Below are 14,715 nucleotides of genomic sequence, written 5' to 3'. Positions count from 1 at the left end.
TGCGCCGGAGCTGATTAATCTTTCGTAACAAGCCGTTCAGACGTCTATACATCCGTTACGCATGTTGGCACAATATCCGTCATCAACGCAACATGGATTTCACCGACAATGCAGACATTCCAAACCACAAGCTTACAGGTTCGCAACAACCAGCTCTGGATACTGGATCAGCAGGCCCTGCCTCAGCAAAAGAACTGGCTGCCCGCCCATACTGTGGCGCAGTTGGTTGACCATATTCATGCCCTGCGGGTGCGCGGCGCGCCGTTAATTGGTTTATCTGCATCACTGCTGCTGGCCCTGCTGGCAGAACAGGGGGAATCACGCGAGCAACTGGCGCAATCGCTGGACACCCTGCGGGCCGCCCGCCCTACTGCCGTAAACCTGATGAATAACCTTGATCGTATGAAACAGGCGCTGGCGCAGCCAGAAATGGCAACGAGCCTGGTGGAAGAAGCGTTGCGTCTGGTGCATGAGGATAAACAGCTGTGCGATCGCATCGCCGATGCCGGCAGTGCGCTGGTCAAACCCGGCAGTCAGTTGTTAACCCACTGCAACACCGGCGGTCTGGCGACTGCGGGTGTGGGTACGGCACTGGGCGTTATCGCGCGTGCGCATCAACAAGGCCACGTTCACAATGTCTGGGTTGATGAAACGCGCCCGCTGTTGCAGGGAGGACGCTTAACCGCCTGGGAACTGGGCGAGCTGGGTGTGCCTTACCAGTTGATCACGGATTCGATGGCCGCCAGCCTGATGGCGGCGGGCAAGGTTGATGCTGTCTGGGTCGGCGCGGATCGTATTGCCGCCAATGGTGACGTGGCGAATAAAATCGGCACCTACAGCCTGGCGGTACTGGCGCACTATCATGGTATTCCGTTTTATGTTGCCGCGCCGCATACCACGCTGGATCGTCAATGCCCGACAGGGGATGCCATCCCGATTGAGCAGCGTGCCGCCAGTGAAGTTACCGGTGTGTCGGGAAGCTTCGGCAGCGTGCAGTGGGCGCCCGCGGATGCGCAGGTTTCTAATCCGGCCTTTGATGTCACGCCTGCGGCGCTCATCAGTGGTTGGGTACTGGATACCGGCGTGATCACACCGGCGCAGGTGGCTGCTGGCGTTTTTCAGCCACAGTAAACAAAACGGGCGGCTGAGTCAGCCGCCTGCAGAACGCACCGTCATGACTACGCCAGGCGCGGGTAGGCATCGGCGATCCTGTCGCCTGTGAAGTTGGCGATCCAGCCTTCCTGATTATCAAAAATACGAATCGCCGTGAAATGCGGGGATGAGCCCATATCAAACCAGTGCGGCGTGCCTGCGGGCACCGAGATCAGATCGTTCTTTTCGCACAGGATCTGCAGGATTTCACCGTCCAGATGCAGGCAGAACAGCCCGGCGCCTTCGACAAAGAACCGCACTTCGTCTTCACCGTGCGTATGTTCTGAGAGGAATTTCTGGCGCAGCACGTCTTTTTGCGGATTGTCTGCCCGCATACTGATGACGTCCCAGCTCTGATAGCCTTTTTCGGCGACCAGGCGGTCAATAGCGTGCTGATAGGCGTTGATCACCGTTTCCGCATCGGGATTCTCGCCCAGATCGCGGTCTGCCTGCCAGCGCTCGAAGCGAACGTCTTTGGCGTTCAGACGCTCACGGATCGCCTCGGGATCGGTGCTGTGCCACAACGGCTGGCTCGGATCGCTATCGCTAAAAATGGTCAGTGCACTCATTTCAAATCGACTCCGGGTTAATCTGGGAAAAATCAGCGACCTGACGATGATGGCTTTCATCATCCGCCGCGTCACGAATCAGCTGCAACGTGTGCCAGCCAGCCTGTCTGGCGGCGTCCAGCTCCTGATGAATATCAGAGAGGAACAGCAATTGTCCGGCCGGCAAGCCCGTTTGCGCCGCGATGTTTTGATACGATGCCACCTCGCGCTTGGCGCCCACGTGGGTATCAAAGTAACCGCTAAACAAACCAGTAATATCACCTTCGTCGCTGTAGCCAAATAACAATTTCTGCGCGGCAACCGAGCCAGAGGAATATATATAAAGTTTAATGCCTTGCGCGTGCCAGGCCGTGAGCGCAGGCAGGACATCCGGATAAAGGTGCCCCGTAAAACGCCCGCTCAGATAGCCCTCGCGCCAAATCATCCCCTGCAGCGCTTTCAGGCCGGTCGATTTGCGGTCCTCATCCATGTAAGAAAACAGGATGGCGATCACGCTGTCGACGTCGGCATCGGGCTGTCCGGCCTCCGTACGCACGGCATTGAGCGCGTCCTGAACGGCGGGCTGCGCCTGATGCTGGCGCACATAGTCGGCCAGATGGGCACGGGCATAGGGAAACAGGACGTTATGTACAAAACGGATATCGCTGGTGGTGCCTTCAATATCGGTAACAATGGCCTTAATCATGCCTTCTCCAGCAAGCGACGTTGACGTTCGCATTCAAATAAAAACTCCAGCCCTTCCAGATGGCGGCGCGCTTCTGCCACATCGTTGCCCCAGCAGGTCAGGCCATGGCCACGCAGCAGAAAGCCGTAACGCAGCGGAAAACGGGCTGCATAATCTTCAATTTCTGACGCCAGCGCGGCAACATCCTGGCGGTTATCAAACACCGGAATCGCCACGGTATCCTCATGCGTGGACTGACCGCTCAGCGACTTTTGCATCTCATAGCCGTACAGCAGTAGCGCCGCGCCCTGCTCTATGCGCGACAGAACGGTGGAATTGACCGTGTGCGTATGCAGTACTGCACCCGCCTCCGGAAACAGGCGGTAGATCAGCGTGTGCAGTGCGGTCTCGGCAGAAGGCCTGCGACCCGAGGGTGCCTGGCTGGTGGCAATGTCGACCTGAATAAAGTCATCCCGCGTCAGGCTGCCTTTATCTTTGCCTGACTCGCTGAGCAGGCAGAAATGCGCATCCAGGCGCACCGACATATTGCCGCCGGTGGCGGGCGCCCAGCCCTTCGCACCTATCCAGTGACAGGCGGCAACCAGCTGATCTAAAGCATGAGAATCGGACATTACTCTTCCTTTTAGCCGTCTAAGCGTCTTGATTGCCAAATACTAGCATCCTGTTTATAGTGGCAGCAACTCAGCGTTTCTCCGTAACCGTTTTTGCGCGTAAGGCAACCTAATCATGACGCAATCCATCCTCACGCCTGAGAGCAAGTTACCCGCCCTCGGCACCACGATATTCACGCAGATGAGCGCGCTGGCACAGCAGCATAACGCCATCAATCTTTCCCAGGGTTTTCCGGATTTTGATGGTCCGCGCTACCTGCAGGACAGGCTGGCTTATCATGTCAGTCAGGGTGCCAATCAGTATGCCCCCATGACCGGCGCACAACCGTTACGCGAAGCCATTGCCGACAAGACCGCTGCGTTGTACGACTATCGTCCCGATGTGAACAGCGACATCACCGTGACCGCAGGCGCAACCGAAGCGCTGTATGCCGCGATCACTGCCTTGGTTCGCCCGGGTGACGAGGTGATCTGTTTCGATCCCAGTTACGACAGCTATGCGCCCGCGGTGCAACTGGCGGGCGGCGTACTGAAACGCCTCACCCTGCAGCCGCCCACGTTTGCAGTTGACTGGCCGGCGTTCTCCGCGCTGTTAAGCGATAAAACCCGACTGGTTATCTTAAATACGCCACATAATCCCTCAGCCAGCGTCTGGCACCAGGCGGACTATGCGGCCTTATGGCAGGCGATTGCTGACCGGGAAATCTATGTGCTGAGCGATGAGGTTTATGAGCACATCTGTTTTGCCAGGGACGGTCATGCCAGCGTGCTGGCGCACCCCGAACTGCGTCAACGTGCGGTGGCGGTTTCCTCGTTTGGCAAAACCTTTCACATGACCGGCTGGAAAGTGGGTTACTGCGTCGCCCCCGCGGCGATCAGCGCAGAAATCCGCAAGATCCATCAGTACCTCACTTTTTCCGTCAACACACCCGCTCAGCTGGCGATTGCCGATATGCTGCGCCAGCATCCTGAACATTATCGTGAGCTGCCCGACTTCTATCGCGCGCGCCGTGACCGGCTGATACAGGCACTGAGCCGTAGCCGTTTCCGCATTTTACCGTGCGAAGGCACCTACTTCCTGCTGGCGGACTACAGCGCTATATCGGCGCTGGATGACGTGCAGTTTTGCCAGTGGCTGACGCGCGAAGTGGGCGTGGCCGCGATCCCGCTGTCGGTCTTCTGTGAAGCGCCTTTCCCACACAAACTGATCCGGCTGTGCTTTGCAAAACAGGAAGCGACGCTCGACGCCGCAGCGGAGCGCTTATGTCGTCTCTAGCCATTACGTTGTTGCAAGCGCCGCTGACGTGGATGGATGGCGAGGCTAACCTGCGCCATTTCGATAATCTGCTGGCTGACATGACAGACCGGGATGTGATTATTCTGCCGGAGATGTTCACCACCGGTTTTGCGATGGAGGCTGCACAGCAGGCCCTGCCGCAACAGCAGGTCGTGACATGGTTACACCGCCATGCGAAGCGCACGAATGCGCTGGTGGGCGGCAGTACCGCGATACAAACGCCAGCAGGTGCCGTGAACCGTTTTTTGCTGGTTGAGCCGAATGGCACGCTGCATCACTATGACAAGCGACACCTGTTTCGCATGGCGGATGAACAGCAGCATTACGTCGCGGGCACGGCGCGCACGGTGATTCAGTGGCGCGGCTGGCGCATTTTGCCGCAAATCTGTTACGACCTGCGCTTTCCGGTCTTTTCGCGCAACCAAAATGATTACGATCTGGCGTTGTATGTGGCCAACTGGCCTGCGCCGCGCGCGCTGCACTGGCAGGCGCTACTGCTGGCCCGGGCGATTGAGAATCAGGCGTTTGTCGCGGGCTGCAATCGCGTGGGCAGCGATGGCAACCAACATCAGTACAGTGGGGACAGCCGAATTATTTCACCGCAAGGCGAGGTGCTGGCTGCAGGTGAGCCCTTTACGGCAGGTAAGGTTGAGACGTCGCTGTCGCTTGCCGATCTGCAGGCTTATCGCGAGCGGTTTCCGGCGTGGCGCGATGCGGATGGCTTTACGCTGGCAGAATAAAAGCGCCCCCGGCCAGGCCGGGGGCGCTTCAGTCAGTTATTGCAGGTCGAAACGGTCCAGATTCATTACTTTTGTCCAGGCCGCCACGAAGTCAGCAACAAACTTCTGTTTCGCATCGCTGCTGGCATAGACTTCCGCCAGGGCGCGCAGGATGGCGTTGGAACCGAACACCAGATCGGCACGCGTGGCGCTGAACCTGACTTCGCCACTCTGACGGTCACGGCCTTCAAAGATCTCTTCACTGCTGTCGGTCGCACGCCAGGCGGTGCGCATATCCAGCAAGTTTACGAAGAAGTCGTTACTCAGGACGCCGACGCGGTCAGTAAAGACGCCATGATGGCTGCCGTCAAAGTTGGTCCCCAGCACACGCAGACCACCCAGTAACACCGTCAGTTCCGGCGCGCTCAGCGTCAGCTGCTGTGCTTTGTCCAGCAGCAGGGTTTCGGTTGACGAGCCGCCTTTCACGCGACGATAGTTACGGAATCCGTCCGCCAGCGGCTGAAGCACGTTAAAGGATTCGACATCGGTTTGATCCTGACGAGCATCCACACGACCTGGCGTAAAGGGGACCTGCGCGGCCACGCCCGCAGCGGCGGCGGCCATTTCGATACCGACGCTGCCCGCAAGGACGATGACGTCAGCCAGCGAGGCCTTGCCGGATTCCTGCTGAATCTGCTGCAGTTTTGGTAACACGTCGTTAATCACGCTGGCGTTCACAGCCCAGCTATTCTGCGGTGCCAGGGCCAGACGGGCACCGTTCGCTCCGCCACGTTTGTCGCCACCCCGGAAGGTTGATGCCGATGCCCAGGCCGCTGAAACCAGCTGGCTCACGCTCAGACCTGACGCCGCGATTTTCGCCTTCAGCTCACTGATATCCGCTGGCGTGGGCTGATGAGTCGGCTGCGGTAACGGATCCTGCCACAGTAAATCTTCTTTCGGCACTTCTGGCCCGATGTAACGTGCTTTTGGCCCCATATCGCGGTGCGTCAGTTTAAACCAGGCGCGGGCGAAGGCTTCGTTAAAGGCCTGCGGATCGTTAAGGAAACGACGAGAGATTTTCTCGAACTCCGGATCAAAACGCAGCGTCAGGTCCGTAACCAGCATGGTGGGTTTACGCTTTTTCTCAGGATCGAACGGGTCCGGAATAATGGCTTCTGCGTTAACGGCTTCATACTGAATGGCCCCTGCCGGGCTATGGGTTTTCACCCACTCATATTTAAACAGGTTCTCAAAGAAGTAGTTACTCCACTGAGTTGGCGTCTGCGTCCAGACGACTTCCAGACCCGACGTAATCGCATCGGCACCGACACCGCTGCCGTAGCTGTTGTTCCAGCCAAAGCCCTGAGCTTCGATGGGTGACGCTTCCGGATCGACGCCAACATGGCTGGCCGCCGCCGCACCGTGGGTTTTACCCAGCGTATGCCCGCCTGCGATCAACGCGACGATCTCTTCATCGTTCATGCCCATGTTGCCAAAGGTGGCGCGAATCGCTGGCGCGGCAGATGCCGGATCGCCGCTGGCTTCAGGCCCCTCTGGGTTCACGTAGATCAGCCCCATTTCGGTTGCGCCCAGCGGGGCGTTAGCCAGACTTTCGGGATGACGGTGGGCCAGCCACTCGGTTTCGTTACCCCAGTCCACGTCCATATCCGGTTCCCAGACGTCTTCACGACCGGCACCAAAACCAAAGGTACGGAAACCTGAGTTTTCCAGCGAAACGTTACCCGCGAGAATATAGAGGTCGGCCCAGGAAATTTTCTGGCCGTATTTCTGTTTGACCGGCCACAGCAGGCGACGGGCTTTGTCCAGGCTGACGTTGTCAGGCCAGGAGTTCAGCGGCGCGAAACGCTGCTGACCACGACCGGAGCCGCCACGGCCATCGATAGTGCGGTATGTGCCGGCACTGTGCCACGCCATGCGGATGAACAGACCAATGTAGCTGCCCCAGTCGGCAGGCCACCATGACTGGGAGTCGGTGAGCAACGCCCGGATATCGGCTTTCAGTGCGGAATAGTCCAGTTTGCTGAACTCTTCGCGGTAGTTGAAGTTCTCGCCGAGGGGATTAGAGCGGTTGGAGTGCTGGTTCAGCAGATCCACGCGCAGCATATTTGGCCACCAGTCGCGATTGCTGGTACCACTACCGGCTCCACGAGCCAGAACGCTTTCTTCTTCCGATTTACCGTGATGAAAGGGACATTTACCTGAAGCGGCTACATCATTATCTTTTGGCGTGCTCATTATCGGCTCCGTTGCCTTCACATTGTCATCGCTAAGATAACCCTGGCGTTAGCAGGAATATAGTCGGATGGGCCGAAGGTATTGATAGCCATTAGCTTTCAAGCGCAGCGAAAAAAAAGCTGCGCCCGATGGACCCGTCAGCTGCCGCGATAGGTGGACCAGCTCCAGGGGGATATCAAAAAGGGCAAGTGGTAATGGCTGCCGCTTTCCGTGAGGACAAAATCAATTTGTGCGCTGACGTATAAGGTTTCCCGTCCGTCCGCGCGAAAGTAGGCGCCAATATCTGCCGTGAGGCGATACTGCCCAGACGCAAGTGGCTCAGGTGTCAGATCCTTCAGACGACCATCGTTATCTGTGACGCCTTGTGCACAGGGAGTCCAGCCTTGTGCCGTGTGCTGTTCCAGCAACATGGCAACGCCCGGCGCGGGTTTTCCCAGCGCCGTATCCAGAATGTGAGTGCTGATGGTGCTCATGAAAAACTCTCCTTTAAGCGCAGCAGGGTGATTTCCCGCAACTGCGCCAGGGCTTCCTGTTGCTCGGTTTCCGGGCTGTTGTCCAGCCGCCGCGTGAGTTCATCAAGCAGCGTCTGTGCGCTGCGTCCTTTGGCCCGAATCAAAAATACCCTGTTAAAGCGCGCCTCATATGCCTGATTGCCCCGCACCATGGCCTGATGTAACGCGTCGTCTGCGTGTTGCATGGCCGCCTGTTCGCTACGCGACAACTGTTTTTCCTTCTCATTGCCCTGCGCCTTTTCCCCGATACGTGGATGAGCGGAGAGCGCCTGATTCAGATCGTCCTCCTGCCAGTCCTGTGTCAGCCGTTGTGCTTCAGTCAGCAGGGCATCAAGACTGTGAAACGGGCGGGCCGCCACCAGCGCCAGCTGCCAGTGCGGCAGCGCAACGCAGTGGGACAGGGCAAGCTGTGCAGCGGCTTCCGGTAACTGGTTAAAGGTATCCAGATCCATATTAATGCTGCTCCGCAAGGAGGCAAATCGTCTGCAAATAGGCCTGAACCGCTGGCGCGACATCGGCTTCATTCACCGATTCTGCCGGATGGTGGCTGATGCCGCGGTGGTTACGCACGAACAGCATCCCCACCGGCCAGCGCTCTGCAATGGCAATAGCATCATGACCCGCCCCGCTGGGCAGCGCCAGGCAGCGTCCCTGAACGGTTTCTACCGCGTGGCTCAGCGCCTGTTGCAATCCGGCATCGCAGGCCGTTGCCGCGATACGGTAATACTCCTGCGCGCTAAAGGTTAAACCGCGACGCAGTGCAATGGCTTCCGCCTGGGTCAGCAACGAGGACAGCAACGATTCAAGCGGCGCGTCCTCGGGTCCACGCACATCCAGAGACAGATGCACCTCCCCCGGAATGACGTTCACCGCGCCCGGCGCGCAGTTCAGCGTGCCCACCGTAGCGACAAGCGGTGAAGTCTGCTCGCGCGTGGTATGCTCGATGAATACCATCCACTCTGCGGCAGCGGCCAGCGCGTCTTTACGATGCGCCATCGGTACGGTTCCGGCATGACCGGCCTCACCGGTGAAACAGCAATTGAGGCGACGGGCACCGTTGATCGCGGTAACCACACCCAACGCGAGATCTTCCTGCTCCAGGCAAGGCCCCTGCTCTATGTGCAGTTCAAGATAGGCCACGATGTCGCTGACGTTACGCGCGGCGCGTGAGATCTGGCTGGCGTCCAGGCCGACATCCTGCATCGCCTGTGCCACCGTAATGCCATTGCCGTCAGGATGGGTCGGCCAGCTGTCAGGCCAGGTGCCGGTAATGCCGCGACTGCCCAGCAGGGTAATGCCAAAACGCGTGCCTTCTTCATCACCAAAGCCGATGATTTCAATGGCCAGGGGCAGGCGACGCTGGCGATCGTGGAGCCACTGCACGGTTTCAATCGCGCTCAGCACGCCCAGCATGCCGTCATAGCGGCCCGCATTACGAACCGTGTCCAGATGCGAGCCCAGCAGCAGCGCAGGTGCGCCAGGCTGGGCCGCGTCGTAGCGGCCGCAGATATTGCCGACTTCATCCTGCCAGACCGTCATACCGGCGGCCTGCATCCACTCACCGACGCGCGCGTTGGCACGCAGGTGTTCCGGCGACAGATAAACCCGTGTCAGCCCTTGTTCGCTTTCACTGATCTCAGCCAGCGCATCACAGCGCGCCATCACGCGCCGGGCGGCAACCTGAGCCTCGCTGGCATTCATCATCATGCATGGCTCCCGTAGTGGTTCCATGCCGCCTGCGAGCCCGCGCCCTGTGGCGTGCGGTAACCGACATGCGACAACACCATTTCCAGCGCGGCCAGGGTTTGCATCACGCAGTCTTTGCGCGCGTTGTAACCCATCGTGCCGATGCGCCAGACTTTGCCATGCAGCGGACCAAACGACGTGCCGATTTCAATGCCGAAATCTTCCAGCATCAGCTTACGGACCTCATCGCCATTGACGCCCTGAGGGATCACTACGCCCAGCACGTTACTCATTTTGTTGCTGAGATCGCCAAAGGTTTCCAGCCCCATCCCCTGAATGCCTTTTAACATCGCTTCGCCGTGCAGCTTGTGGCGCGCAATCCCGTTATCCAGCCCTTCCTGCAGAATCAGACGCGCGCATTCACGCGCGCCGAACAGGGCGCTGGTCGCTTCAGTGTGGTGATTGAGGCGTTCCGGGCCCCAGTAATCCATGATCATGCCGAGATCGAAATAGTTGGAGTAGATCATCTCGTCATCGCCATCCTGGTGCGCATCCGTGCGGATCCCCTGCTCTACGCATTTGCGCTGGCGGATCACCGCTGCCATCTCATCGCTCAGCGTGATCGGCGAAGTTCCGGACGGGCCACCCAGGCATTTCTGCATGCCGGCGGACACCGCGTCCAGGCCCCATGCATCGGTTTCCAGCGCATTGCCCGCCAGCGATGCCGTGGCATCGGTGTAAAACAGCACACCATATTTTTTGCAGATCGCCCCCAGCTCCGCCAGCGGCTGCAGCATAGTGGTTGAGGTATCGCCCTGTACGGTCAACAGCAAACGCGGTTTTACTTTTTTAATCGCATCTTCGATCTGATCGGGCGTAAACACCTCTCCCCACGGCACCGCAATGGTGTGCACATCGGCCCGGCAGCGACGGGCGATTTCACACAGCAGATGACCAAAACGGCCATAGACTGGCACCAGCACCTTATCGCCAGGGCGAATCGCCGACAGCAGGATCGCTTCAATACCGGCGCGTGAGGTACCGTCGATCAGCAGCGTCCAGCGGTTTTCGGTGCGGAACACGCCGCGATAGAGCGCCATCACTTCATTCATGTAATGGGTCATCGCCGGATCATATTGTCCGAGCAACTGGCTCGACATCGCGCGCAGCACACGCGGATCGGCATTGATCGGGCCGGGGCCCATTAACAGGCGCTGAGGCGGATTAATTTGCGAAAATTGAGAGATATCCATAGTGAATTCCTTGTTAAGCACTCACAGACGCACAGAGGAAATAAACTGCTTTAGCTCCGCCGTCTGCGGATGGGCAAACAGTGTTTTGCTGTCCCCCTGTTCCCAGACGCGCCCCTGATGCATAAAGACCACACGATCGCCCACATCGCGGGCGAAGTTCATTTCATGGGTGACGAGAATTAACGTCATGCCTTCGGCGGCAAGTTGCTCCAGCACTTTCAGCACTTCGCCGACCAGCTCCGGGTCCAGGGCTGAGGTGATCTCATCACACAGTAATACCCGGGGTTCCATGGCCAGTGCACGGGCAATGGCTACGCGCTGTTGCTGTCCGCCTGACAGGCTGGACGGGTAATAATCCAGCCGCTCGCCCAGCCCCACTTTTTCCAGCATACGGGCTGCCAGTTCGCGGCACTCGGCCTGACTTTTTTTCAGAACCCGACGCGGTGCCAGCATGACGTTTTCCAGCGCCGTCATATGTGGGAACAGGTTGAAGTTCTGAAATACCATCCCTACGGAGCGGCTGATTTCGCGCGCCTGTGAGTCGCGGTCGGTGATGGTCATGCCGCCGAGTTTAATGCTGCCATCCTGATAGCCTTCCAGCCCGTTCATGCAGCGCAACAGTGTACTTTTGCCGGAACCGCTGCGACCGATAATCGAGATCACTTCTCCCATATCGATATCCAGATCCACGCCTTTCAAAACATGGTTGGTGCCGTAATACTTCTGGACCTGATTAATGGTGATGAGCGGCATTGAATTGTTTCTCCAGATACTGGCTGTAACGCGACAGCGGATAACACATCAGGAAGTAGCCCAGTGCCACCAGCCCAAAGACTTTAAACGGCTGGTAAGTCACGTTATTCAAAATGGTGCCGGCTTTGGTCAGCTCGACAAATCCGATAATGGAGGCCAGCGCGGTGCCTTTAATCACCTGCACGGCAAACCCCACTGTCGGGGCAATCGCAATGCGGATCGCCTGAGGCGCAATCACCCGCGTGAGCGTCTGACCAAAGTTCAGGCCGAGGCAGCGTGACGCTTCCCACTGCCCTTTTGGCAGCGCCTGAATACTGCCGTGCCAGATATCCAGCAAATAGGCGCTGGTATAAAAGGTCAGCGCCAGCGACGCAGCGGTCCAGGGCGCAACGTCGATGCCAAACAGCCCGACGCCAAAGAAAGCCAGAAACAGCTGCATCAGCAGCGGTGTGCCCTGGAACAGCTCGGTGTACGCGCAAATGATTCGCGTCAGCCATTTACGCTTTAACAGACGTAAAAACAGCAGAGGTAACGTCACGAGCGTACCGCCTAAAAAGGCCACCAGCGACAGGGCAATCGTCCAGCGCGCGGCCAGCAGCAGGTTGCGCACGATGTCCCAGTCGGTAAAGGTTGTCATCATGCCTGCACCCCCAGCCACTTGCGGCCAATCGCCAGCAGCAGCTGACGCATTACTATCGACAACGCCAGGTAGATCAACGTGGTCACCAAGTAGACTTCGAAACTCAAAAACGTGCGTGACTGAATCAGGTTGGCGGCAAAGGTCAGCTCCTCGTAGGAGACCTGCGAGACGACCGACGATCCCAGCATCACAATGATGCACTGACTCACCAGCGCCGGATAAATCCGTTGCAGCGACGGTGGCAACACCACGCGCAGAAAGGTCTGGCTGCGCGTTAATCCCAGCACCCGACCGGCTTCCCACTGCCCTTTTGGCGTGACCTGAATGCCCGCCCGGATAATTTCCGTGCTGTAGGCACCCAGGTTAACCAGCATCGCCAGCAGTGCGGCTTCGCCTGCGGTGAGTTTCAGCCCCAGGTTGGGTAAACCGAACACAATAAAGAACAGCTGCACCACAAACGGCGTATTACGAATCAGTTCGACATAGATACCCCACAGGCGGCTTAACCAACTGGGTTTACCGCTGCGCAGCGCCGCGCCGATAATACCGATACTGACGCCGCCGACCGTCGCCAGCACCGTTAACTGGATCGTTACCCACAGGCCGGAGAGCAACTCCGGCCAGTACGGCAATAATGCAGGGAAATTAAGTTGCCCGGTCATTGCCCCGTCCTTATGCGCCCAGGTTGGCTGGCAGCGGCGCTTTCAGCCACTCTTCGGACATTTTGTTCAGCGTGCCGTCTTTAATGCCCTGGTCGATCAGCGCATTCACTTTCTCTTTCAGTGCCGGCTCGTCTTTTTTCAGTCCGATATAGCACGGCGAGTCTTTCAGCATGAACTGCGCAACAGGGGCTTTAGCCGGGTTCTGACGCGTAATGGCTGCGACGACCAGGTTGCCGGTAGCGACATATTGCACCTGTCCGGAGAGGTAGGCTGATAACGTGGTGTTGTTATCTTCATAACGTTTCACCTGCGCGTCTTTCGGTGCCACCTCGCTCAGCACCATATCTTCCACCGCACCACGGGTGACACCCACCGACTTGCCGCTCAGCGCCGCGGGATCTTTCAGATGATCGCCTTTAGGTCCAAAAACGCCCAGAAAGAACGGCGCGTAAGCCCGGCTGAAATCAATCACCTTTTCACGCTCAGGATTTTTCCCCATGCTGGAGATCACCAGATCCACCTTGTCCGTCTGCAGATAAGGCACACGGTTGGCACTGCTGACCGGCACCAGTTGCAACTTAAGTTTCATCTGTGTGGCCAGATACTTTGCCATGTCGATGTCATAGCCCTGCGGTTGCAGATCGGTCCCCACGGAGCCAAACGGCGGGAAATCCTGCGGCACTGCCACCCGCAGTACGCCGCGTTTCTGGATGTCCTGCAGTTGATCCGCCAGCACGCTGCCTGCCTGTGCCATCAGTACGGCTGCCGCGACAACGGCCATTAATACTTTTTTCATTATGCACCCCGGTGAGATTATGTGAAACAAAAGATTCTTATAATTGGCATTCTGCAACTAATGTGCCAACGCAACGGGAGGGAGATAAATGCGGATTAACGCTGAAATGGCGGCTTTTACTAAGCGTGATGCGATTCCCGAGTCACCCCGGGAGACGATCCAAAAAGGGGCAAAGCACCAAAATGGTGCCTGCTAACGGTGCTCCAGCTCATCAAGGTGCTGATAGAGATCGGCAATCTGGTGAATACGCGGCCGCCCCAGCGCCAGTAATTCATGCAGCAGGGCGTTGGCGAGCAGGTTCACCAGGCTCATGGCCGAGGCGTAGCTGTCGAAGGCGGAGACGCTGTCCAGCGGGGCGCAAAATTGCCAGCGCGCCAGTGAAATCACGCTCTGCGCCTGGGGCTCACACAGCGCCAGTACCGGAATCCTTGCGGTTTGCAGCTGCTGCATTAACGGCTGAATAATGCGGGTGCGGCGGCGAAACGCAATCACGACCACCATGTCCTCCGGCGTGATGTCCACCAAATCCTCTGCCAGCGTCTGGCCCGGCTGGGGCAGAATATGCACCTGAGCACGCGTCTGAATGAGCTGCTGACGCAGATGCAGCGCCACCGGATAGGCATTACGCATGCCAACAATATAGATACGCTTTGCCTGCGCCAGCTGGGCGATGACATCGGCGAATTGCTGGGGATCAATGCTGTTAACCCATTGTGTCAGATTGGCCATTTCCTGCTTGTAATGCCGCGACAGCAGGGTATTTCCCTGTACCGCATCCCGGTTATCCGTTAACGGCATACCGCTCTGGCGCAGGGTACGGAGCTCATCGCGCATGTCTTTATATTTGTCATAGCCCAGGCGCTTAAACAGTCGGCTCACCGTGGCTTTTGAGACACCGCTCAGGCGTGCCAGCTCGGCACTGTTATAGCTAATCAGGTCATCAAAGTGGTCAAAAATAAAGTCGGCTATACGCTGCTCCTGCGGCGAAAGCTGGGGGTAATGCGTTCTGAGTCGCTCATCAAGCTGTTTCATTCAGGTCCTGTAACTTTTGTTTCAATCGCGGGATTGCCACAGAAGCTAGCATAATTTGGGCCAGATAAACCTGTCCAGAGACGTTGTCTTCT

Annotated in this window: 16 protein-coding genes; 3 read left to right on the top strand and 13 right to left on the bottom strand. The window is 57.9% G+C overall.

Annotated features, from left to right (window positions below; genetic code table 11):
* Positions 1-108: 108 nt before the first annotated feature.
* Positions 109-1,131, top strand: a complete 1,023-nt coding sequence (gene mtnA, locus C1N64_RS07125; protein ID WP_033738539.1) for an S-methyl-5-thioribose-1-phosphate isomerase — start codon at positions 109-111, stop codon at positions 1,129-1,131.
* A gap of 47 nt (positions 1,132-1,178) precedes the next feature.
* On the opposite strand, the gene C1N64_RS07120 is transcribed toward mtnA, so the two are convergent.
* From C1N64_RS07120 to C1N64_RS07110, 3 genes are read right to left on the bottom strand one after another with little or no spacing between them, the layout of a single operon-like run.
* On the bottom strand, positions 1,179-1,721 hold the full coding sequence (locus tag C1N64_RS07120) for a 1,2-dihydroxy-3-keto-5-methylthiopentene dioxygenase (protein ID WP_039338570.1): 543 nt from the start codon (positions 1,719-1,721) through the stop codon (positions 1,179-1,181).
* Between the two features lies 1 nt (position 1,722).
* Positions 1,723-2,406, bottom strand: a complete 684-nt coding sequence (gene mtnC / locus C1N64_RS07115; protein ID WP_394515360.1) for an acireductone synthase — start codon at positions 2,404-2,406, stop codon at positions 1,723-1,725.
* Entirely contained in the window at positions 2,403-3,017 is a 615-nt protein-coding gene (locus C1N64_RS07110) for a methylthioribulose 1-phosphate dehydratase (RefSeq protein ID WP_394515359.1), read from the bottom strand. The genes mtnC and C1N64_RS07110 overlap by 4 nt, the downstream gene beginning before the upstream one ends.
* 115 nt (positions 3,018-3,132) lie before the next feature.
* Between C1N64_RS07110 and C1N64_RS07105 the strand changes: the two genes are divergently transcribed.
* Both C1N64_RS07105 and C1N64_RS07100 read left to right on the top strand, forming a co-directional pair.
* Positions 3,133-4,293, top strand: coding sequence for a pyridoxal phosphate-dependent aminotransferase (locus C1N64_RS07105; RefSeq protein WP_006118036.1), 1,161 nt, complete (start codon positions 3,133-3,135; stop codon positions 4,291-4,293).
* Positions 4,281-5,054: an amidohydrolase gene (locus C1N64_RS07100; RefSeq protein WP_394515358.1), complete on the top strand. Its 774-nt coding sequence runs from the start codon at positions 4,281-4,283 to the stop codon at positions 5,052-5,054. Before C1N64_RS07105 ends, C1N64_RS07100 begins: the two co-directional genes overlap by 13 nt.
* A 36-nt stretch (positions 5,055-5,090) precedes the next feature.
* On the opposite strand, the gene katG is transcribed toward C1N64_RS07100, so the two are convergent.
* From katG to hpxU, 10 genes are all read right to left on the bottom strand, one after another.
* A complete protein-coding gene (gene katG / locus C1N64_RS07095; RefSeq protein ID WP_054688100.1) occupies positions 5,091-7,289 on the bottom strand; it encodes a catalase/peroxidase HPI in 2,199 nt (732 codons plus the stop codon).
* Between the two features lie 137 nt (positions 7,290-7,426).
* A complete protein-coding gene (gene uraH, locus C1N64_RS07090; protein WP_054632956.1) occupies positions 7,427-7,762 on the bottom strand; it encodes a hydroxyisourate hydrolase in 336 nt (111 codons plus the stop codon).
* Positions 7,759-8,253: a 2-oxo-4-hydroxy-4-carboxy-5-ureidoimidazoline decarboxylase gene (gene uraD, locus C1N64_RS07085; RefSeq protein WP_054632955.1), complete on the bottom strand. Its 495-nt coding sequence runs from the start codon at positions 8,251-8,253 to the stop codon at positions 7,759-7,761. The genes uraH and uraD overlap by 4 nt, the downstream gene beginning before the upstream one ends.
* A 1-nt stretch (position 8,254) precedes the next feature.
* Positions 8,255-9,508 carry an allantoate amidohydrolase gene (hpxK, locus tag C1N64_RS07080; protein WP_054632954.1) on the bottom strand — a complete coding sequence of 418 codons (1,254 nt, stop codon included), beginning with the start codon at positions 9,506-9,508 and terminating at the stop codon, positions 8,255-8,257.
* Positions 9,505-10,740, bottom strand: coding sequence for a pyridoxal-phosphate-dependent aminotransferase family protein (locus C1N64_RS07075; RefSeq protein WP_006118030.1), 1,236 nt, complete (start codon positions 10,738-10,740; stop codon positions 9,505-9,507). Before C1N64_RS07075 ends, hpxK begins: the two co-directional genes overlap by 4 nt.
* Positions 10,741-10,761: 21 nt before the next feature.
* Positions 10,762-11,493, bottom strand: a complete 732-nt coding sequence (locus C1N64_RS07070) for an amino acid ABC transporter ATP-binding protein (protein ID WP_006118029.1) — start codon at positions 11,491-11,493, stop codon at positions 10,762-10,764.
* Positions 11,474-12,130, bottom strand: a complete 657-nt coding sequence (locus C1N64_RS07065) for an amino acid ABC transporter permease (RefSeq protein ID WP_394515496.1) — start codon at positions 12,128-12,130, stop codon at positions 11,474-11,476. Before C1N64_RS07065 ends, C1N64_RS07070 begins: the two co-directional genes overlap by 20 nt.
* Positions 12,130-12,795, bottom strand: a complete 666-nt coding sequence (locus C1N64_RS07060; protein WP_394515357.1) for an amino acid ABC transporter permease — start codon at positions 12,793-12,795, stop codon at positions 12,130-12,132. Before C1N64_RS07060 ends, C1N64_RS07065 begins: the two co-directional genes overlap by 1 nt.
* Before the next feature lie 10 nt (positions 12,796-12,805).
* Positions 12,806-13,591, bottom strand: a complete 786-nt coding sequence (locus C1N64_RS07055; protein ID WP_394515356.1) for a transporter substrate-binding domain-containing protein — start codon at positions 13,589-13,591, stop codon at positions 12,806-12,808.
* Positions 13,592-13,783: 192 nt separating this feature from the next.
* The gene (hpxU, locus tag C1N64_RS07050) at positions 13,784-14,623 is read right to left on the bottom strand and encodes a MurR/RpiR family transcriptional regulator HpxU (protein WP_039338586.1); all 840 of its coding nucleotides are present in this window, start codon (positions 14,621-14,623) and stop codon (positions 13,784-13,786) included.
* Positions 14,624-14,715 lie beyond the last annotated feature (92 nt).

This window comes from Pantoea sp. SGAir0215 (assembly GCF_043543215.1).
Note: the sequence above shows the minus strand (reverse complement) of the source record. Positions and strands in the feature narration are given on the sequence as shown.